This is a genomic window from Streptomyces sp. NPDC058674, from assembly GCF_042716505.1.
GTDB lineage: Bacteria > Actinomycetota > Actinomycetes > Streptomycetales > Streptomycetaceae > Streptomyces.
Genome location: NZ_JBHXSC010000049.1, coordinates 1 through 18,349, shown reverse-complemented (window position 1 = coordinate 18,349; position 18,349 = coordinate 1). Strand labels below are relative to the sequence as shown.

18 protein-coding genes are annotated in these 18,349 nt (G+C 70.1%); 10 read left to right on the top strand and 8 right to left on the bottom strand.

The window, feature by feature from the left end; translation table 11 throughout:
* Positions 1-6: 6 nt before the first annotated feature.
* The 4 genes from pheA to ACFWU6_RS23350 all read left to right on the top strand — a co-directional run bounded on the left by pheA (position 7) and on the right by ACFWU6_RS23350 (position 4,458).
* A complete protein-coding gene (pheA, locus tag ACFWU6_RS23365; protein WP_383803997.1) occupies positions 7-951 on the top strand; it encodes a prephenate dehydratase in 945 nt (314 codons plus the stop codon).
* A gap of 120 nt (positions 952-1,071) precedes the next feature.
* Positions 1,072-2,430: a class II 3-deoxy-7-phosphoheptulonate synthase gene (locus ACFWU6_RS23360; RefSeq protein ID WP_383982868.1), complete on the top strand. Its 1,359-nt coding sequence runs from the start codon at positions 1,072-1,074 to the stop codon at positions 2,428-2,430.
* A 5-nt stretch (positions 2,431-2,435) separates the two neighbouring features.
* Positions 2,436-3,620 (top strand): chorismate synthase, encoded by a 1,185-nt coding sequence (gene aroC, locus ACFWU6_RS23355; protein WP_383803993.1) that lies wholly within the window; start codon positions 2,436-2,438, stop codon positions 3,618-3,620.
* Between the two features lie 82 nt (positions 3,621-3,702).
* The gene (locus ACFWU6_RS23350) at positions 3,703-4,458 is read left to right on the top strand and encodes an SDR family oxidoreductase (RefSeq protein ID WP_383982867.1); all 756 of its coding nucleotides are present in this window, start codon (positions 3,703-3,705) and stop codon (positions 4,456-4,458) included.
* Between the two features lie 48 nt (positions 4,459-4,506).
* Here ACFWU6_RS23350 and ACFWU6_RS23345 read toward each other — a convergent pair whose 3' ends face one another.
* The 6 genes from ACFWU6_RS23345 to ACFWU6_RS23320 form a co-directional block, all read right to left on the bottom strand.
* On the bottom strand, positions 4,507-5,403 hold the full coding sequence (locus ACFWU6_RS23345) for a branched-chain amino acid aminotransferase (protein ID WP_383982865.1): 897 nt from the start codon (positions 5,401-5,403) through the stop codon (positions 4,507-4,509).
* Entirely contained in the window at positions 5,400-6,683 is a 1,284-nt protein-coding gene (locus tag ACFWU6_RS23340) for an ATP-grasp domain-containing protein (protein ID WP_383982863.1), read from the bottom strand. The genes ACFWU6_RS23345 and ACFWU6_RS23340 overlap by 4 nt, the downstream gene beginning before the upstream one ends.
* On the bottom strand, positions 6,680-7,651 hold the full coding sequence (locus ACFWU6_RS23335) for a DMT family transporter (RefSeq protein ID WP_383982861.1): 972 nt from the start codon (positions 7,649-7,651) through the stop codon (positions 6,680-6,682). Before ACFWU6_RS23335 ends, ACFWU6_RS23340 begins: the two co-directional genes overlap by 4 nt.
* 9 nt (positions 7,652-7,660) lie before the next feature.
* Complete coding sequence (locus ACFWU6_RS23330; RefSeq protein ID WP_383982859.1) at positions 7,661-8,947, bottom strand: DUF6421 family protein; 1,287 nt, start codon at positions 8,945-8,947, stop codon at positions 7,661-7,663.
* Positions 8,944-9,534 carry a bacilysin biosynthesis protein BacA gene (locus ACFWU6_RS23325; protein ID WP_383982857.1) on the bottom strand — a complete coding sequence of 197 codons (591 nt, stop codon included), beginning with the start codon at positions 9,532-9,534 and terminating at the stop codon, positions 8,944-8,946. The genes ACFWU6_RS23330 and ACFWU6_RS23325 overlap by 4 nt, the downstream gene beginning before the upstream one ends.
* Before the next feature lie 172 nt (positions 9,535-9,706).
* On the bottom strand, positions 9,707-10,702 hold the full coding sequence (locus ACFWU6_RS23320; protein ID WP_383803979.1) for a DMT family transporter: 996 nt from the start codon (positions 10,700-10,702) through the stop codon (positions 9,707-9,709).
* Between the two features lie 66 nt (positions 10,703-10,768).
* Here ACFWU6_RS23320 and ACFWU6_RS23315 point away from each other — a divergent pair, with 66 nt between their 5' ends.
* Entirely contained in the window at positions 10,769-11,602 is an 834-nt protein-coding gene (locus tag ACFWU6_RS23315) for an AraC family transcriptional regulator (protein ID WP_383803978.1), read from the top strand.
* A 64-nt stretch (positions 11,603-11,666) separates the two neighbouring features.
* Here ACFWU6_RS23315 and ACFWU6_RS23310 read toward each other — a convergent pair whose 3' ends face one another.
* Positions 11,667-12,905: a cation:proton antiporter gene (locus ACFWU6_RS23310; RefSeq protein WP_383804064.1), complete on the bottom strand. Its 1,239-nt coding sequence runs from the start codon at positions 12,903-12,905 to the stop codon at positions 11,667-11,669.
* Positions 12,906-13,349: 444 nt separating this feature from the next.
* Between ACFWU6_RS23310 and ACFWU6_RS23305 the strand changes: the two genes are divergently transcribed.
* From ACFWU6_RS23305 to ACFWU6_RS23285, 5 genes are all read left to right on the top strand, one after another.
* On the top strand, positions 13,350-14,918 hold the full coding sequence (locus tag ACFWU6_RS23305; RefSeq protein WP_383803976.1) for an amino acid adenylation domain-containing protein: 1,569 nt from the start codon (positions 13,350-13,352) through the stop codon (positions 14,916-14,918).
* Positions 14,911-15,180, top strand: a complete 270-nt coding sequence (locus ACFWU6_RS23300) for a phosphopantetheine-binding protein (protein WP_383803974.1) — start codon at positions 14,911-14,913, stop codon at positions 15,178-15,180. Before ACFWU6_RS23305 ends, ACFWU6_RS23300 begins: the two co-directional genes overlap by 8 nt.
* Positions 15,181-15,185: 5 nt before the next feature.
* A complete protein-coding gene (locus ACFWU6_RS23295; RefSeq protein ID WP_383803972.1) occupies positions 15,186-16,142 on the top strand; it encodes a chlorinating enzyme in 957 nt (318 codons plus the stop codon).
* A gap of 74 nt (positions 16,143-16,216) precedes the next feature.
* Positions 16,217-16,930, top strand: a complete 714-nt coding sequence (locus ACFWU6_RS23290) for a thioesterase II family protein (RefSeq protein WP_383803970.1) — start codon at positions 16,217-16,219, stop codon at positions 16,928-16,930.
* Positions 16,930-17,655 carry a hypothetical protein gene (locus ACFWU6_RS23285; protein WP_383803968.1) on the top strand — a complete coding sequence of 242 codons (726 nt, stop codon included), beginning with the start codon at positions 16,930-16,932 and terminating at the stop codon, positions 17,653-17,655. Before ACFWU6_RS23290 ends, ACFWU6_RS23285 begins: the two co-directional genes overlap by 1 nt.
* Here the strand turns inward: ACFWU6_RS23285 and ACFWU6_RS23280 are convergent.
* Positions 17,624-18,349, bottom strand: a 726-nt coding sequence (locus ACFWU6_RS23280; RefSeq protein ID WP_383982855.1) for a DUF5915 domain-containing protein, incomplete at its 5' end; no start/stop codon positions are given. The genes ACFWU6_RS23285 and ACFWU6_RS23280 overlap by 32 nt on opposite strands.

The window sequence follows — 18,349 nt, the reverse complement described above, 5'->3', positions numbered from 1 at the left end:
CGCCCGATGACCTATGCCTATCTGGGTCCCCAGGGAACGTTCGCCGAAGCCGCTCTGCGGATGCTGCCCGAGGCCGAGGGCGCCGCGTGGGAGCCGTTCGAGACGGTGGGTTCGGCCTTGGACGCCGTGCGCGAGGGCCGGGCGTCGACCGCCCTGGTGCCGCTGGAGAACTCGGTCCGGGGCGTCGTACCGGCGACCCTCGACGAGCTGGCCACCAGCACGAACAGCAAGAACAGCCTGCACATCGTCGCCGAGATCGAACTGCCCGTCGGCTTCGCGCTGATGGCCAAGCCCGGCACCGCCCTGTCGGACGTCAAGCGCGTACTGAGCCATCCGCACGCCCACGGACAGTGCCGCCGGTGGCTGTCCGAGGTGCTGCCGCAGGCCCAGGTGCTGCTCTCCACCTCCACGGCGAGCGGTGCGCGCGAGGTCGCGGAGTCGGACCTGGCCTGTGACGCGGCGATCGCCGCACCCGTGGCCGCCGAGCGCTACGGCCTGACGGTCCTCGCGTCCGGGATCGGTGAGCGCGACGACGCGGTCACCCGGTTCGTGGCCCTGCGCAAGGCCGGACCGGCGCCCGCGCCCACCGGCCACGACCGCAGCTCCTTCCTGCTGCCCGCCGACGAGGCCGGGGGGCGGTCGGTGACGGACGTCCTGGCCGAGTTCCCGCAAGCGGGCATCGACGTGACCTGGGTGCAGGCCTGGCCGGCCGGGACCGGTCTGGGCAGCTACCACTTCTTCCTCGACATCAACGGCCACATCGACGACCGGGAGGTGGGGGAGGCGATCATGGCCCTCCACCGCAGGGGCGTCAACGTCTGCTTCCTCGGCAGCTACCCGCACGCCGGGGACCTCGCGTCCCGGGCGGCGGTCTGCCCCCCGGAGAGCGGATTCGCCAGCCCCGAGGCCTGGCTGGAAGCACTGCGGACCGGTGATGCCTTCGCGGCGTGAGCGTGCCCCACACCCGCCCGCGATCCCGTACCGCAGCGCCCACAGCCATGCACCCACCCGTGCACCCACGCAGAGAGCAGAGAAGAGGAGCGGTGGCAGCCGTCTGCCATCCAGCCGGACATGACCGTGACCGTGCCCCAGCTCGACACGTACCGATCCCTGCCCGCGGCGCAACAGCCCACCTGGCCCGACCCCGAGGCCCTGCGGAGCGTCGTCACCGAACTGGAGTCCTACCCCCCGCTGGTGTTCGCCGGTGAGTGCGACCTGCTGCGCGAGCGGCTCGCCTCCGTCGCCCGGGGCGAGGCGTTCCTGCTCCAGGGCGGCGACTGCGCCGAGGCCTTCGACGGCGTCTCCGCCGAACAGATCCAGAACAAGCTGAAGACCCTGCTGCAGATGGCGGTCGTCCTCACCTACGCGGCCGCCGTGCCCGTCGTCAAGGTCGGCCGGATCGCCGGGCAGTACTCCAAGCCCCGTTCCAACCCGACCGAGATCCGCGACGGCCTCGAACTGCCCGTCTACCGGGGCGACTCGGTCAACGGCAGCGCCTTCACCCCCGAGTCCCGCCGCCCGGACCCTGAGCGGCTGAAGCGGATGTACCACGCCTCCGCCGCCACCTTGAACCTGGTGCGCGCCTTCACCAGCGGCGGCTACGCCGACCTGCGCCAGGTCCACGCCTGGAACCAGGACTTCGTGGCCCTCTCGCCCTCCGGCGAGCGCTACGAGCGACTGGCCACGGAGATCGACAACGCGCTCAACTTCATGCACGCCTGCGGGACCGACCCGGAGGAGTTCCGCACGGCCGAGTTCTTCGCCAGCCACGAGGCCCTGCTGCTCGACTACGAGGCCGCGCTGACCCGGGTCGACTCGCGCAGCGGGCAGTTGTACGACGTCTCGGCCCACATGGTGTGGATCGGCGAGCGCACCCGGCAGCTGGACGGGGCGCACGTGGAGTTCGCCTCCAAGATCCGCAACCCGATCGGCGTCAAGCTCGGACCGGCCACCACGCCGGACGACGCGCTGGCGCTGATCGACCGGCTCGACCCGGACCGGGAGCCCGGCCGGCTGACCTTCATCACCCGGATGGGGGCGGGCACGGTCCGCGACCGCCTCCCCGGGCTGGTGGAGAAGGTCACCGCGTCCGGCGCCCGGGTGGTGTGGCAGTGCGACCCGATGCACGGCAACACCTTCTCCTCCGAGAGCGGCTACAAGACCCGCAGGTTCGACGACGTGCTGGACGAGGTCAAGGGCTTCTTCGAAGTGCACCAGGGGCTGGGGACCCACCCCGGCGGCATCCACGTGGAGCTGACCGGCGACAACGTCACCGAGTGCGTCGGCGGCGGCGACGAGATCCTGGACGCCGACCTGAAGCAGCGCTACGAGACCGCCTGCGACCCCCGGCTCAACCGCCGGCAGTCGCTGGACCTGGCCTTCCTGGTCGCGGAGATGTACCGCGACCGCGAGCACAGCGGGGCGGGGTAACCGCCATGGGGAGATTGCGCTGGCTCACCGCCGGGGAATCGCACGGCCCCGCGCTGGTCGCGACGCTGGAGGGGCTGCCCGCCGGGGTCCCGATCACCACGGACGACGTGGCCGACCACCTCGCCCGGCGCAGGCTCGGCCACGGCCGGGGCGCGCGGATGAACTTCGAGCGCGACGAGGTCACCTTCCTCGGCGGCGTACGGCACGGCCTGACCATGGGGTCGCCGGTCGCGGTGATGGTCGGGAACACCGAGTGGCCCAAGTGGGACAAGGCCATGGCGGCCGACCCGGTGGATCCGGACGTGCTGGCCGCGCTGGCCCGCAACGCGCCGCTCACCCGGCCCCGGCCCGGCCACGCGGACCTGGCCGGCATGCAGAAGTACGGCTTCGACGACGCGCGGCCGGTCCTGGAACGGGCCAGCGCCCGGGAGACCGCGGCGCGCGTCGCGCTCGGCGCCGTGGCCCGCTCGTACCTGAAGGAGACGGCCGGGATCGAGATCGTCTCGCACGTGGTGGAGCTGGCCACGGCCAAGGCTCCGTCGGGCCTGTGCCCCGAGCCGTCCGACGTGGAGCGGCTCGACGCCGACCCGGTGCGCTGCCTCGACCTGGCCGCGTCGAAGGAGATGGTCGCCGCGATCAACCGGGCGCACCGGGACGGTGACACGCTCGGCGGCGTCGTCGAGGTGCTGGCGTACGGCGTGCCGGTGGGCCTCGGCTCGCACGTGCACTGGGACCGGCGCCTCGACGCCCGGCTGGCGGCGGCGCTCATGGGCATCCAGGCGATCAAGGGGGTCGAGGTCGGCGACGGCTTCGACCTGGCGCGGGTGCCCGGCTCCCGGGCCCACGACGAGATCGTCGCCACCGAGGACGGCATCCGGCGCTCCTCCGGCCGCTCCGGCGGCACGGAGGGCGGGCTGACCACCGGCGAACTGCTGCGGGTGCGGGCGGCGATGAAACCGATCGCGACGGTGCCGCGGGCGCTGGCCACGGTCGACGTGACCACGGGCGGTCCGGCCAGGGCGCACCCCCAGCGCTCGGACGTCTGCGCCGTCCCGGCGGCCGGGATCGTGGCCGAGGCGATGGTCGCACTGGTCCTGGCGGACGCGGTGTCGGAGAAGTTCGGCGGGGACAGCGTGACCGAGACCCGGCGCAACGTGAAGTCGTTCCTGCGCCACCTCTCCATCCGGTAGGCCGGCTCGGAGGCGGCGGCCCCGGCTTCGGGTATCAGGGGACACCGCGCGACCTGGGCCGGCCACGACGTAGCGTGTCCGTATGGATCTTGGACTGAAGGACCGTGTCTACGTCGTCACCGGAGCCACGCGCGGACTCGGGTACGCCACCGCACGTGAGTTGGCGGCCGAAGGCGCGAAGGTGATCGTGACCGGTCGGGACGCGACCCGCGCCGCGCGGGCGGCGGCCGCGCTGGGCCCGGGGGTGGTGGGCGTGGGGGCCGACAACTCCGACCCGGCGGCGGCCGGGAACCTGGTGGCCGAGGCCCGGAAGCACTTCGGACGTTTCGACGGCATCCTCATCAGCGTCGGCGGCCCGGCCGCGGGCACCACGGCGGACAGCACGGACGAGCAGTGGACGGCGGCCATCGAGTCGGTGTTCCTCGGCGCGATCCGGCTCGCCCGCACGGCAGCGGCCGAACTGGGCGACGGCGGCGTCATCGGCTTCGTCCTGTCGGCCTCGGTACACGAGCCGATCCCGGGCCTGACCATCTCCAACAGCCTGCGCCCCGGGCTGGCGGGCTTCGCGAAGTCCCTGTCGGTGGAGGTGGGCCCGCGCGGCATCCGGGTCGTCGGGCTGCTGCCCGCGCGGATCGACACGGACCGGGTGCGGGAGCTGGACGCGTTGACCGGCGACGCGGCGGCCGCGCGCGCGGCGAACGAAGCCCAGATCCCGCTGGGACGCTACGGGATCGCCGAGGAGTTCGGCCGGGCCGCGGCCTTCCTCCTCTCGCCGGCAGCCTCGTACCTGACCGGCCTGATGCTCCCGGTCGACGGCGGCTTCCGCCACGGCTTCTGATCGCTCCCCGGCCCCCGGCTCGGACCGCCGGGGGCCTCTCGGAGCCGCTCAGCGCAGAGCGGTGGTCCGGTTCGGCGCGTGGACCAGCCTGGTGTACGCCTGCGCCAGAGCGGTCGTCGTCCTGCCCACCGTGAACGCGTTCGAGTCGATGGCGCGGACGGGCTGGACCTCGTAGGCGGTGCCCGTGAGGAAGCACTCGTCGAAATCGCCGAGTTCCCCGGGGCGGATGTGGCGCTCCACTACGCGTATCCCGAGCTCGCGCGCCAACCCGATCACGGTCGCCCGGGTGATGCCCGCGAGGAAGCAGTCCGCGAGGGGGGTGTGCAGCTCCTCCCCGTCCACGAAGAAGATGTTGGCTCCCGTGGCCTCGGCGACGTGGCCGCGGTAGTCGAGGAGCAGCGCGTCGTCGAAGCCGGCGGCGTCGGCAGCGTCCCGTGCCATGGTGCAGATGTTGTACAAGGAGGCCGCTTTGGCCCGGACGGGCGCGGTGTCCGGATCGGGGCGCCGCCAGCGAGAGGTGCCCAAACGGATGCCGGCATTCTTGGCATCGGCCGAGAAGACGTGCGGCCACTCCCACGTGGCGATCGCCACGTGAACGGAGACGCCGGCGCCGGACACGCTGATCTGCTCGCTGCCGCGCCACGCCACCGGCCGGACGTAGCCGTCGCGGATGCCCTGTCTGTCGACGAGTTCGAGCGTCGCCCCGTCCAGCTCGGTGACGGAGAAGGGAATGCGGAAGCCCAGTTCGAGCGCTGAATCGTGAAGCCGCTGCGAGTGCTCGGTCAACTTGAAGACGTGGCCGTCGTAGACCCGTTCCCCCTCGAAGACCCCACCGCCGTAGTGGAGCCCGTGGCTGAGTACGTGCAGGCGGGCGTCCCGCCACGGTACGAAGCGACCGTCGAGCCAGATGTGCCCGTCACGGTCGTCGAGCGCCGGAGCGGTCACTGCTGTCCCTCCACCGGTACGTAGTCGATGCGGACGGTCTGCTCGATGGTGCGGTGGAACTCCTCGGCGTCCTCGGCGCAGGGGTGGTGCGAGAGGATGAAAGCCGGATATCCGGTGAACTCCGGATAGGGCCGTACGACGTCACCCGGATGCAGCATCTGGAGAACGTGGTCCACCCGGGGGTCCTCGGCCAGTTCGTCGAGGCCGTGGATGGCCGCGATCCGTCCGGAACCGCCGCAGGGCACGATGTAGTTGGCCGCGGCCCCGATCGCCCGGGCGGGTTGCGCCGGCGGTCCGGGCAGAGGGCAGGGGTCCAGCCCCGCGGCGATGCGCAGCGCGTCCGCCGCCAGGTCGGCTCCGGTGACGTGTGCGGCGATGTAGTGGGAGACGCCGGAGCCGCCGACGCGGGCGCCGAGTTCCAGCAGGTAGGGCCGACCGCCGTCGCGCAGCCGCAGTTCGGTGTGGGTCGGACCGTCGGTGACCCCGAGGGCGCCGTGGGCGGCGACGACCTCGCGCACCAGGTCTTCCTGAACGTGCGGCGGGAGCGGGGCAGGGGCCCGGTAGACGCCCTCTTCGAAGTGCGGGCCGACCGGCTGGCCCTTGTAGCCGATGGACAGCACCTGCACCTCACCGCGATGGGCGAGGGACTCCACGGCGTATTCCGGGCCGTCCAGGTACTCCTCCACGACGAGGCCCGCGACGTGGCTCATGCTGTCCCGGCAGACCTGCCAGACCTCTTCGACGACGGCACGGAGCTGCTGCGGGCTGTCGGCCTTGGTCACGCCGAGGCTGGAGAAGCCGTTGGCCGGCTTGACCACCACCGGAAACGTGAGGCGGGCGGCGGCGGCCCACTCGCCCGGGTCGTCGAGGACGACGAAGTCCGGTACGTTCAGCCCCGCTTCGGCCAGCCGGCGACGCATGATCCGTTTGTCCTGCACGGCCCTTGCCGTCTCGCTGCCCAGCCCCGGAAGGCCGAGCGCCTCGGCAGCGTCGGCGACGAAGGGCACCGCGGGGTCGTACGGGGTCGTGATGCCGTCGAACGGGGCCCTCTCGTGGCGTTCGCGCAGGATGCCCAGCGCCTTGGCCGGATCGCCCTCCACGTCCAGGGGGAGCACCTCCACCACGGCGGGAGGCAGCCGGTCCGCGGACACGCACTCGTCGGGGCGCGGGACGAGCACGATGTCGATGCCGGCCCGGTGCGCGCCTTCGAAGATCCAGGGCAGTGAGAGTCGCTGGTATACCAGGACGACGGTGGGGCGTGGGGGGTGCAGTTCCGTCACGGTGTACTTCTTTCGGGCTTGGTCCGGATCGGCGGGTGGTCGTGCTCCGTGGCCGGCACGCGGACCGGTACGACCGTCATCCACACGCCCGCCGAGCACAGTGCGAGGAAGAGGAGGGAGGCGACCCCGGGCGCGTCCGCCGCACCCCGTGCCCACTCCCCCAGGCGCACCAGGAACGGCACCACCAGTGCGACGGAGGAGGTGAACAAGGGGCCCTTGCGCAGGATCAGTTCATGGGAGATGACGAAGACGGGGGCGGTGAGCAGCACTCCGAGCACCGCGACTGAGGCCCACTGGACGGCGCTGATGGCGCCGAGCGGCACGCATACGGCTGTGGTCAGACCGAGCATGACCGTGCCCGCGCCGGTGACCGCCGGAAGGGCGGCGAGCGGCGGGACGTCGGCCATGTGCGTGCGGTAGACGTAGCCGTACAGGGCGTACGCGAACGTCCCGGCCAGGGCGAGGACGACCCCGGACACGAGCACTCCGGTTCCGCCGCCGGCAGTCGCCCGGCCGTCGTCCAGCGCATAGCCCAGGGCCGCCGCCACGGCGAGCAGGGTGCCCAGGACCCGGCGGGCACCTGCTTGTTCGCGGAAGGCGACGATGCCGATCACGAAGGTGATGCAGGGCAGGAGGGACACCACGAGGCCGACCCGGGAGGCGCCGATCCGGTCGACGCCGAGCAGCGTTCCCGTGTAGTACGCGAAGAAGCCCAGGAACGCGAGCAGCGCGACGGCCCGGGGCTTGCCGCCGGTGAGCCGTATCGCCGCCCACGTCCGCGGCCGCAGTGCGGAGATCGCGCCGATGACGAGGAAACTCGCCGCGGTGCGGCCGGCCGCCACGGCCAAGGCCGGCGTGTCGCTGACCAGTTCGCCGGAGACCACCCATCCCGCGGCCAGGAGCAGCACCATGAGGCAGGACAGGGCCGGGGTTGTGAGGCGGGCGCTCCACCGACTCTCACCTCTCATGACGCAGGCTCACCACTCCGCGTCCGCGAACCGCAGCGGGGGCAGGTCGGCCAGCGTCCGCTTGGCCCTCAGGAGGACGCGCTGGTCCTCGGTGAAGCCGAACCGCTGCTTCGCTTCACCGGGGGGCAGGTACGCGCGGACGAGTTCCCTGGCCGCGGCCCGGTACTCGTCGTCGCTTCGGACACGCTCCTCGAGCTGTTCGACGGTGGCGACGTACGCGCGCAAGGCGTCGAAGGTCTTGTCCCAGTCCAGCTGGAGCAGGCCGTCGGCCTCGGGCGACTCGGTCAGCGCGTGGTGGCGGCGCAGCCAGGAGTAGAGGAAGACGCCGGTGCCCGAATCGAAATTGCGCGTCGCGTCGTCGGCCTGCGGGTAGCGGAAGACGCGCTCCAGCAGGATCATGGCGATCTGCTCCCGCGCCAGCGGAACTCCGCCGTCCGCGCAGGCGAGGACGGTCTTGGCGTCGACCTTGGTCTCCTCCAGGAGGCCGACGAACCAGTTCATCTTCAACGTGATGTGCTGGTCGAAGGGCCAGCGGCCCTGGTAGTGCATGGAGTCGTGCAGGTATCCCCAGATCGCACGGGCCTCGTAGCAGACCTCCGGCGCCAGACCGGACGAGGCCCGCGGTACGGAATCCGCGGTGAGGACCGCCTCGGCTCCCGGCAGGGCATAGGTCTCGTGGATCTTGCGCATCTTGTTGTAGAAGAACATCGCGTACGGCTGGTCTTCCACCTTGTCGCGCGCGGCGACGTTCTCGGGGAAGAACACGAGGCAGTTGCCGTGTGCGAACCCGTGGCTCCCCGCGACGAGCACCAGGGACTGGCAGTTGTTCTTGGGGTGGGGGAAGGAGGTGGCCAGTTGCGGCAGGGCGTCGGGTTCCTTGCGCAGTGCGAGGAAGCAGTCGAGCCGCTTGCCGACGGGCGGCACGCTGTTGGTGGTCTGCGCGGGAGCCAGGAAGAACACGTGCCCGCCGTCGGCCGGCGGTGTGAGCGCGTCCCGGGAGCGGGCGAAGTCCGGCGCGCTGTCCAGGCCCTCGGAGAGCCAGCCGTCCACGTCCGCCGCCAGCGCGGCGGCCTGACCCGGCTGTCCGTTGCGGACGTACCAGGCGGTGGCCTCGTCCCGGATCTCGGCGAGCAGTTCCCCATCGGCGGTCCGCGGCGCCGTCACCGTGCCGTTGTCGGCCTGCCGCAGGCGGAAGCGATTGACCTTGGGGATCAGGGATGAGGCGAGTTCGCCCGCCTCGGCGCGCAAGGCTGCGCTGAGCGGGGCGGTAGCGGTGGCGGTGGCGGTGGCGGTCACAGCGCTGCTCCCGCGCCGTCCGGCCGGCCGGCCGCGGCGAGCACCTGGTGGATGGTGAAGACCATGGGCACCGGGCCGAAATCGCGAAGGACACGCATCCCGTGCCGTTCGGCGGCGACGATGGTGGTGATGCAGCCATCGCTCAGGTCGGCCGCGCAGTCGATGGCGGCCTGGGAATTGCTCAGCACCAGGCGGGGCTCGGCTTCCGGCGGGACCAGTCCGACCGGGGCCGGATGCGTGGAGACGGTGCGGGGAGCGTCCGCTCCCATGCTGGCCAGGACCATGTTGTGCGTCGGCATGATGAAGCTGTCGACCATGTGCAGCCGGTGCAGGTTCCCGAAGGTCAGGGTGTGTAACGCCGGATAGACGGCGCAGGCGGCGAGCGCGTGCTCCCCGTCGTGCGGGACCGCCTCGAGGGCGTCCTCGAGTGACGCGTGGAGTTCGACCGTGCCGCCGGTCCCCCGGCGCCGCAGCCATTCATGGGCGGCGGCCTCGAGGTTCGTCCCCTGCGGGCCGAGTGTGTGGACGTGGCGGATGCCGTCGGTACCTATGCCGGTGCGCTGGCGGGGCTCAGCGGTCGTAGTCAAGTTTCCTCCTGGATGCGTCCCGGGCCATCACCCGGAACGGCCGCTCGTCGGGGCTACGGATCTCGCCCGTCCAAGTGATCAAACATCCCGGCGCTCTCACGCACAAAGCAATTCGCGTGTGCTTCTCGCATGCCAAGATCCAAGATGGCGAAAATTCGGACGATTGCCACCATCAGCGCCCCGCTGTCATGGACCTCGTCTCCTCACTCGGGAGATCGGAGCCCTGGGCGGCAGTCGGCGCCTCGGCGGCAGCGGCCTTGCGCGCCGCCAGCTTCCCCTGGGTGACGGCGAGAGCGGCGCCGGCGAGGAGGACCAGTGCCCCCGTGCCCTGCAGCCAGCCGAAGGACTCGCCGAGGAGGAGCGTTGCGCACAGGGTGTTCACGACGGGCACGGTGAACATCATCAAGGAGGCGTTCGCGGGCCCGACGGCGCCGACCCCGCGGTAGTAGAGCAGGTTGGCGACGGCCGCGGCGCCGATGGCCAGGTAGACGGTGTTCAGCCAGACGCTGGAGGGGAGCGCGCCCCACTGGACGTCCACGAGGTCGGGAGCGGCGAACACGGCCAGCAGCACGGCGCCCGCGCACGTCGCGTACGTGGTGGCGCGCAGCGGTTCGACTCCGGACAGGACGCGCTTGCCCAGCAGGGTGTACGCCGCCCAGCACACGGCGCTGAGGAGGAACAGGGCGTCGCCCCAGAGCCGGGACGACCCTCCGTGGGCACCGCCGCCGGCGCCCACGAAGAAGATCACCGCTCCGGTGAGCCCCAGGGCAAGGCCCGTCACCCGGCCCCATGCCGCCTGTTCCTTGCCGGTCACGAGCAGGAAGGTACTGGTCAGGACCGGGCTCATGACCGGGATGAGGATGCCGGCGTCCAAGGACGGGGCCAAGGACAGGCCCCAGAAGAAGAAGCCGTTGTAGGCGAAGACCCCCACCACGCCGGCCGCCGCCGCACGCCACTTGGCGGGCCCCGGGACGGGCTTCTTGCGGTCGGCGAACATCCACATGGCCAACAGGAGGGCGATGGCGCCGCCGCCGAAGCGCAGGAGGGCGCCCACGGAGTGGGGCACGTGCTCCACGACGGCCTTGCTGCTGGAGAAGGCGCTCCCCCAGAGCACCATGGTCACCAACAGGTACAGATAAGGACTGTTGAAGCTCTTCTTTGTGTCCATCCTCGGACTCTGCCAGGGGTCCGCCCCACCTGACTTGAACGCTCGTGCGCAGGTCACAATGAGCTTATGGGTACGACGAACGGCTGGGTCGAGTACTGGCGGGACGGCAGTCGCCCGATCGAAGCCATGCAGGCGCACTTCTTCGACCACGTCTACTCCCTGCACAGCCACGACGCGTATTCCTTCGGCGTCACCGACGTCGGTGCGCAGAGTTTCCGCTGTCGCGGAGCAGACCACACGAGCGGCGCCGGCATGGTCATGGCATTCAACCCCGACGAGGTCCACGACGGCCGCGCGGCCGTCGAGTTGGGCTACCAGTACCGCATCGTGCACATCGGCCCGTCGGTCGTCTCCGAGATCCTCGCCGACGCCTCGGACGGGCGCACCGGCGGCATGCCCCTCTTCATGAAGCCGGTCCTGACCGATCCCGTGCTCACGGGGGCCCTGACGCGCCTGCACGCCGCTCTCGTCGGCCGCTCCGGCTACCTGGTCCGGGAGGAACGGCTGACCGCGGCCGTCCTCGCGATGGCGGAGCGGGGGGCGACCCGGGCTCCCCGCAGCAGGACGCTGACGGGGCTGGCACAGCGACAGGCCGCCCGCCGCGCACGCGCCCTGCTGAGCGAGGCGTTCCTCGAGCCGATCTCGGCGGACGACCTGGCCAAGGCGGCCGGCTGTAGTCGCTTCGCCGTGTACCGCGCCTTCCGGCAGGAGTACGGAATGCCGCCCAGCGACTACCAGCGCATGCTGAGGCTCCGCCGGGCACGGGGTTTGCTGACCGGCGGCATGCCGCCGGCGGACGCCGCCCTGTCCGCGGGGTTCTCCGACCAGGCGCACTTCAATCGCTGGTTCAAACGCACGTACGGGGTCACTCCGGGAACGTTCCAGCGCGCCGTGTTGTGACGTGTGAAGTGGCGGGGCAGGGCGAGGCACGGGCAGCGCCCGTCGCCCCGCCACCCCACGGGCGTCAGGAGCCGACGGTGACGGTCTCGGCGGATGCGGCCTGCGAAGGGGCGGCCTCCTTCACGGAGGGCGGTGGAAGCCGGGGATCGGGCCGGACCCCGGTGACGCGCAGCAGGGGCGTGGTCATGAGCGTGGTGACCAGCGCCACGATGGTCAGCAGACCGAGCATCTCCTCGTTGATGATGTGCGCCTCGTAACCGATCTGGAGCACGACCAGTTCCGTCAGCCCACGGGCGTTGAGCAGCACTCCCAGCGTGAGCGCCTCTCCCCGGGGCAGCCCGGTGAGCCACGCACACAGACTCGGCCCGAGGATCTTTCCGGCCGTCGCGACGGCCAGCAGGCCGAGCAGGGCTATGCCGGCGCCGCCGTCGAGGTGGAGGGAGCTCAGGTCCACGCTGAGGCCGAATCCCAGGAAGAAGAACGGCAGCAGGACGCTCTTGGCCGTGGCGGCGAGCGGGGCGGCCGCGGCCATGGCCCGCTTGTGGTGGTGCGGCCAGGCGAGTCCGGCCAGAAGCGCGCCGATGAGCTGGTGGATGCCGAGCGAGGCGGTGAGGGTCGCGGAGAGACCTATCAGCACCACCAAGAACAAGGTGATGGTCGGGGTGTTTCCCCGCTCGCTCGCGTGATCGGGCCATTTGGCCAGGAGCCGGCGCAGCGGGCCGAGGAAGACGGCGGCCACCGCCAACGCCGCGAGCGCGCTGCCCAGTACCGCCGTGGGAGCCGTCCCGTGGGCCAGGGCCAGGATCACCGACAGGGCCAGCCAGCTGCCGCCGTCGCCCACGGCTGCGGCGAAGAGGCTCAGCTGACCCGGCCGGGTCCGCGAGAGCCGCAGGTCGTGGAGGATGCGCGCGAGAACCGGGAAGGCCGTGATGCTGAGCGCGCAGCCGATGAACAGGACGAAAGCCAGGGGGCGTACGCCGTCGGCCATGTACTCGTCCATGAGCGGCAGCGCCGCCAGCGCGCCGGCCGCGAAGGGGACGAGCAGGGACGCCTGACTGATCATCACCGCCCGGCGTGCCGCACCCCGCAGCTGCATGGACGCGAGCTCTTGACCCACCCCGAACATGAACAGTACAAGGCCGAGTTGGGCCAGGCCGTTGAACAGCGGGAGGATCTCGGCCGGAAACACCCACCCGGCCACATCAGGGGCAACCTTGGTGAAGAGGGTCGGACCCAAGAGAATTCCGGCCGCGATCTCCCCGGTCACTCTCGGCTGACCCAGTCTGCTCGCCAGCCATCCCATTATGTGAGACACACAGAGAACCACCGCAACGCCCAGAAAGAAGTGCCCCACCGTGTCCAAAAGCGGCTCACCAGTGGCTTCCGCTCCACCCCGGAATGGCTTATTCCTTACCCAGGCCGCTGCCGCCAGCACCACGCCTACGGGTAAGAGGATGGTGGCAAAGAGGGCGGTATACGTCTTCCAGCGCGTGCCGTCCCGAGCAGGTGTCGGCCGATGCATTCGAGCCAACTCCCTTCCTGAGCTGTGGTTTTGCGGATGGTCCAATGTGAGCCAACCCCACCCGCCCATACCGCGTCCACCTCGAGTGGCTTAGATCACAACCTCCTTGTCAAGGCGTGATCAACTATGCCAATGTCACGATTCGCGACAGGCGCTGGACAGTATCCCGTCCCATAGTTTGAGACGCGCTTGCATCAGAACGATGGGGGTATTTTCGTGGCGGGCATGGAACTCTTCAATCCAACCGATGACGGCCTCCTGGATTTATTCCGCAGTTCGATCGCCATCGATCCGGAGCGTATTGCTCTCTCTTGTGAAGAGCAGCGTTTCTCCTACCGCCAGTTGGAAGAGTGGTCGGATACGATCGGTTGGCTGCTCCAAGAGAACGGCGTGCGCCCCGGCGACCGGGTCGCCCTTCGGATGCCCCCCGGACCCGAGGCCGTGGCCTCCATGCTCGGCATCCTGAAGGCCGGGGCCGCCTACGTTCCGCTGGACGTCCGACACCCGCCGACCAGGAAGAACTTCATCCTCGCCGACAGCGGGGCGACCGTACTCGCGGGCGAACCCGGGGACGGCATTCCCGAGGGCACGCTCTCCGCTGTGATCACGACGGAAGAGATCCAGGAGCTGGTCCACCACCCCGCACGGCGGCCCACGGGACGCGGGCCCGGTGCACAGGACACCGCCTACGTGATCTACACGTCGGGCACCACCGGAAAGCCCAAGGGCGTGCCGGTGCGCCACGGTCACGCGGTCGCCCTGTTCGAGGCCGCGCCGGCCGTATTCGACTTCAATGCCCAAGACCGTTGGCTGCTCTTCCACTCGATCGCCTTCGACTTCTCGGTCTGGGAAATCTGGGGCGCCTTCAGCACCGGTGCCGAACTCGTGGTCCTGCCGCACTGGGCGGCTCGATCGCCCGAGAAGTACCTGGGTGTGATCGCCGATCAGGGCATTACCGTCCTGAATCAGACCCCCACGGCATTCGCGACGCTGGCCGATGTTTCCCTGCGCACCGGCCGAGGCCTGCCCGAGCTGCGCTATGTCATATTCGGCGGCGAGAAACTGGCCCCGGCCACGCTGGTCCCCTGGGCCAAGCAGTACGGGCTGAGCAGTCCTCGCCTGGTGAATGGCTACGGGATCACGGAAACCACCGTTTTCACCACCTTCCACGAGGTGGGCGAGAATGACCTGGTCTCGGACATCTCGATCATCGGCAGCGCGTTGCCCGGATTCACCATGCGCGTGGTCGACGACGAAGGCAGGGACGCACCCGACGGCGACACGGGCGAACTGTGGCTCGCCGGCCCCCAGGTGACCGAGGGCTATCTCAACAGGCCGGACCTCACGGATGCCAAATACCCCGTGTCCGCGAACCCGGACACGGGCGAAACGCAGCGGTATTACCGATCCGGGGACCTGGTGAAACGGCTTCCCGACGGAAATCTCGTGTACGAAGGGCGCGCGGACCTTCAGGTCAAGCTCCGCGGCTACCGCATCGAACTGAGCGACATCGAGGCCGCGGTACGCCGCCACGACAACGTGCTCGACGCGGTGGTCCAGACACGCCGGTTCAAGGCCGGCGACGAGCGGCTCGTCTGCGCGTACGTGGCACGGGATCAAGCGACTCCCCTGGAGACGGCCGAACTCCGCAGGCACATGAAGGATCTGCTGCCGTCCTACATGCACCCCGCTCGATACATGCGGCTGACGGAGCTGCCGAGCACCGTCAACGGAAAAGTGGACCGGGCCGCTGTCGCCCGGTCATGGAATGAAACGGATGTGACAGATGAGTGAGACGACCCGCAGCGAGACCGCCCTCGACGAGGCCTCGCGGCTGATCCTCGAATGGTCCGCCGAGCTGCTCGAGGAGCCGGCGACCGCCGAGGACAACTTCCTCGACCTGGGCGGTCACTCCGCTCTCGCCCTTGAGCTGAACGATCGCATCAAGGAGCGCTTCCACGTCGAAGCCGATATGCAGCTCCTCTTCGAGCGCAGCCTCGGTGATGTCGCCGCCTCCGTAGTACGTGCCGCTGAAGCCTCCGCAAAGATCGGATGACAACGATGACCACGACTGACAAGACGTCCTTCTCCCTGACCGAGGACGAGATCGCACAGTTCGAGCGGGACGGTTTCCTCGGCCCCATCAAGATCTACGAGGTGGAGGAGATGGAGGAGCGCTGGAAGACCATCCAGCGCGAGCTGCGCGACCGCTCCCACGCGATCTACCCCGAGGGCGCCGGCAAGGCGAGCAGCATTTCCAACTACGACCGCCACCTGGACATCGACCTCCTGTCCGAGCACATCATGAAGCAGGAGATCGTCGACCGCGTCGCCTCCATCCTGGGCCCGAACGTCCTGTGCTGGCGCAGCGAGTTCTTCCCGAAGTTCCAGGGTGACGAGGGCACCGACTGGCACCAGGCGGCGAACTTCGCGCACGCCAGCGGCACGCCGCAGATCGTCTGGCCCTCGGAGGACGGGCAGCCCGCGTTCGGCGGAACCATCACGGTATGGACCGCCTTCACGCACTCCACCAAGGAGAACGGCTGCCTGCAGCTGATGCCCGGCACTCACACGTACATGAACTACGACGAGTCGAAGGGCATGGACTACAACGCCGAGGCCTTCAACGAGTCGGAGAAGGACGGCATCAAGCGCGGGTTCTTCGGCTACGACTACCGCCAGCTCCAGAAGGACCCCAACTGGAAGCCGGACGAGTCCAAGGCGTTCCCCCTCGTGATGAAGCCCGGTGAGTGCGTCATCTTCTGGTCGACGCTGATGCACGCCTCGCTGCCGCACACCGGTACCAAGAAGGACTACCGGATGGGCTACGCCGCACGCTTCGTCCCCACCCAGGTGCAGGTCTACCCCGGCACCGATGAGGTCAGCGAGTACGGCGGCGGCATCGTCCTCGACAACTACGGCACCGTACTGGTGGCCGGTGAGGACGAGTACGGACACAACCGCAGGGCCAAGGAGAGCCAGCGCGGCTTCGAGTTCGTCCCCCACCAGGTGGGCTGACACGCCCGTTACGGGATCGGTGGCGGGGGCGACGCCCCCGCCACCCTCGGTCCGCACGCAGAAGGCAGGGAGACATGACCGCGTATCCACTCATCCTGCTCCACCACGCGGGTGGTTCGGCCAGGTTCTTCGATCCTCTGGTCAAGGCACTGCCCGCGGAGATCGAACCGATCCCGGTCGAGCTGCCGGGACGCGGCCGCAGATGGCGAGAGGCCCCGGCTACGTCCGCGGACGAAGCGGTCGACTCGCTGATGGACGCCGTCACGTCCGTCGAGGGCGAGTTCGCGATCTTCGGTCACAGCCTGGGCGCGTACGTCGGACTGGCCCTGGCCGCCAGGGTGGAGGAGACGACGGGTCGCAGCCGCTGCTCCACGCTGTTCGCTTCGGCGAACGCGGGGCCCCAGGGGGCTGTGCTTCCCTTCGAAGGGTCGCCGCTGCTGACCACCGACGAAGAGATCTTCGACATCACGGAGAAGTCCGGCGGGGGCCTCTCGCCGCAGATCCTGGAGCACCCCCAGCTCCGCCGGCGGACCGCTGACCTCCTGAGGGCCGACTTCGCGGTGTCCGAGTCGTTCCTCTCCAAGCAGAGGCGGACCGTCACGGAAGCGGGCATCATCGTGTGCTCCGGGACCGAGGACATCTTCTCCGACTCCCAACTCGACCAGTGGCGAATGAACTCGACACAGCAGACCGAGTTCCACCGCTTCCCTGGCGGCCACTTCTACCTCGAACAGAACGTGGACGCGGTGGTGAGGGTCATCGCGGGCCGGCTCCTGCCGTCGAGCTAGTGAACGTACGCGAGCTTCGTTCCCGGCTGCTCGCGCTGGCCCGGGAGGCGGGCCTGCCGGGGGCCGGTGTGGGCGTCCGAAGGATCGTCGACACCGGCCCGCCGCCGTACGTGCCGGATCTCGACCGCGGGTTCCGCGTCTCACCGCGCCGCCGTCGGGAGTACCTCGCCGGCCGCGCCGCCGCGGCGGACGCACTGGCCGGACTGGGACTGAGCGGGTACCCGGTCGCCAGGACACCTCGCGGCGTTCCGATCTGGCCACCGGGCCTGGCGGGCAGCATCTCCCACTCGGCACACTGGGCCGTGGCCATCGCCGTGTCCGCCGATGTGGCGGCGCACTGCGGGATAGACGTGGAAGAACCCGCCGACCAGGCCGACCCCGCGGCCCTGGAGCTTCACAGCGCGCGCGAAGCGGTCTACAAGGCGATGTCCCCGGGTAGCGGGCTCTCCTTCCACCCCGAGCAGTGGCCCCTGACCAGGTCCACGGCGGACGGCCGTTGGACGGTGGGACAGCTCCCCCTGGGCCCGTCCATCCCCCGGCTGGTCAGCTTCTCCTCCCGGCACATCCACGTGTCGCTCGCCGTCTGCGATGACGCCGCGGGCAACAGCCTCGCCGGCGTGTGCGGCGGGGAGGCGATGGAACGAACAGGGCCCGTACCCCCGGAGGTGGGGGTACGGGCCCTGTTCGTTCGGGCTATGCCTTGCGGAGGCGGAAGGTCAGGGTGAGGGGCTCGTCCGTGAAGGGGTCGCCGTACGTTCCGTCCGCCTCGCCGGGGGCGAAGTCCGTGCACAGGACTTCGTCCGCGATGAGGGCCGCGTGGTCGGTCAGGGCGGTGACGACTTCGGGGTCGGTGGCGGACCAGCGCAGGGCGATGCGGTCTGCGACGTCCAAGCCGGAGTTCTTGCGGGCTTCCTGGATCAGGCGGATCGCGTCGCGGGCCAGGCCGGCGAGTTTCAGCTCGGGGGTGATCTCCAGGTCGAGGGCGACCGTCGCGCCGGAGTCGGAGGCCACCGACCAGCCCTCGCGGGGGGTTTCGGTGATGATGACCTCCTCGGGGCCGAGGGTGACCGGTTCACCGTTGACCTCGACTTCGGCCGTCCCCGACCGCAGGGCCAGGGACAGGGCGGCCGCGTCGGCTGCGGCCACGGCCTTCGCGACGTCCTGGACTCCCTTGCCGAAGCGCTTGCCCAGCGCCCGGAAGTTGGCCTTGGCGGTGGTGTCCACCAGGGACCCGCCGACCTCCGAGAGGGAGGCCAGGGAGGAGACGTTGAGCTCTTCGGTGATCTGCGAGCGCAGCTCGGGGGAGAGGGTGTCGAAGCCCGCGGCTGCGACCAGTGCCCGTGACAGGGGCTGGCGGGTCTTGACGCCCGATTCCGCGCGGGTGGCGCGGCCCAGTTCGACGAGGCGGCGTACGAGCTG

Excerpts from the sequence above, each read along its gene's own strand:
- pheA (WP_383803997.1), top strand. The coding sequence starts at position 7 with ATGACCTATGCCTATCTGGGTCCCCAGGGAACGTTCGCCGAAGCCGCT.
- ACFWU6_RS23360 (WP_383982868.1), top strand. The coding sequence starts at position 1,072 with ATGACCGTGACCGTGCCCCAGCTCGACACGTACCGATCCCTGCCCGCG.
- aroC (WP_383803993.1), top strand. The coding sequence starts at position 2,436 with ATGGGGAGATTGCGCTGGCTCACCGCCGGGGAATCGCACGGCCCCGCG.
- ACFWU6_RS23350 (WP_383982867.1), top strand. The coding sequence starts at position 3,703 with ATGGATCTTGGACTGAAGGACCGTGTCTACGTCGTCACCGGAGCCACG.
- ACFWU6_RS23335 (WP_383982861.1), bottom strand. The coding sequence starts at position 7,651 with ATGAGAGGTGAGAGTCGGTGGAGCGCCCGCCTCACAACCCCGGCCCTG.
- ACFWU6_RS23320 (WP_383803979.1), bottom strand. The coding sequence starts at position 10,702 with ATGGACACAAAGAAGAGCTTCAACAGTCCTTATCTGTACCTGTTGGTG.
- ACFWU6_RS23315 (WP_383803978.1), top strand. The coding sequence starts at position 10,769 with ATGGGTACGACGAACGGCTGGGTCGAGTACTGGCGGGACGGCAGTCGC.
- ACFWU6_RS23310 (WP_383804064.1), bottom strand. The coding sequence starts at position 12,905 with ATGGGATGGCTGGCGAGCAGACTGGGTCAGCCGAGAGTGACCGGGGAG.
- ACFWU6_RS23305 (WP_383803976.1), top strand. The coding sequence starts at position 13,350 with ATGGAACTCTTCAATCCAACCGATGACGGCCTCCTGGATTTATTCCGC.
- ACFWU6_RS23300 (WP_383803974.1), top strand. The coding sequence starts at position 14,911 with ATGAGTGAGACGACCCGCAGCGAGACCGCCCTCGACGAGGCCTCGCGG.
- ACFWU6_RS23295 (WP_383803972.1), top strand. The coding sequence starts at position 15,186 with ATGACCACGACTGACAAGACGTCCTTCTCCCTGACCGAGGACGAGATC.
- ACFWU6_RS23290 (WP_383803970.1), top strand. The coding sequence starts at position 16,217 with ATGACCGCGTATCCACTCATCCTGCTCCACCACGCGGGTGGTTCGGCC.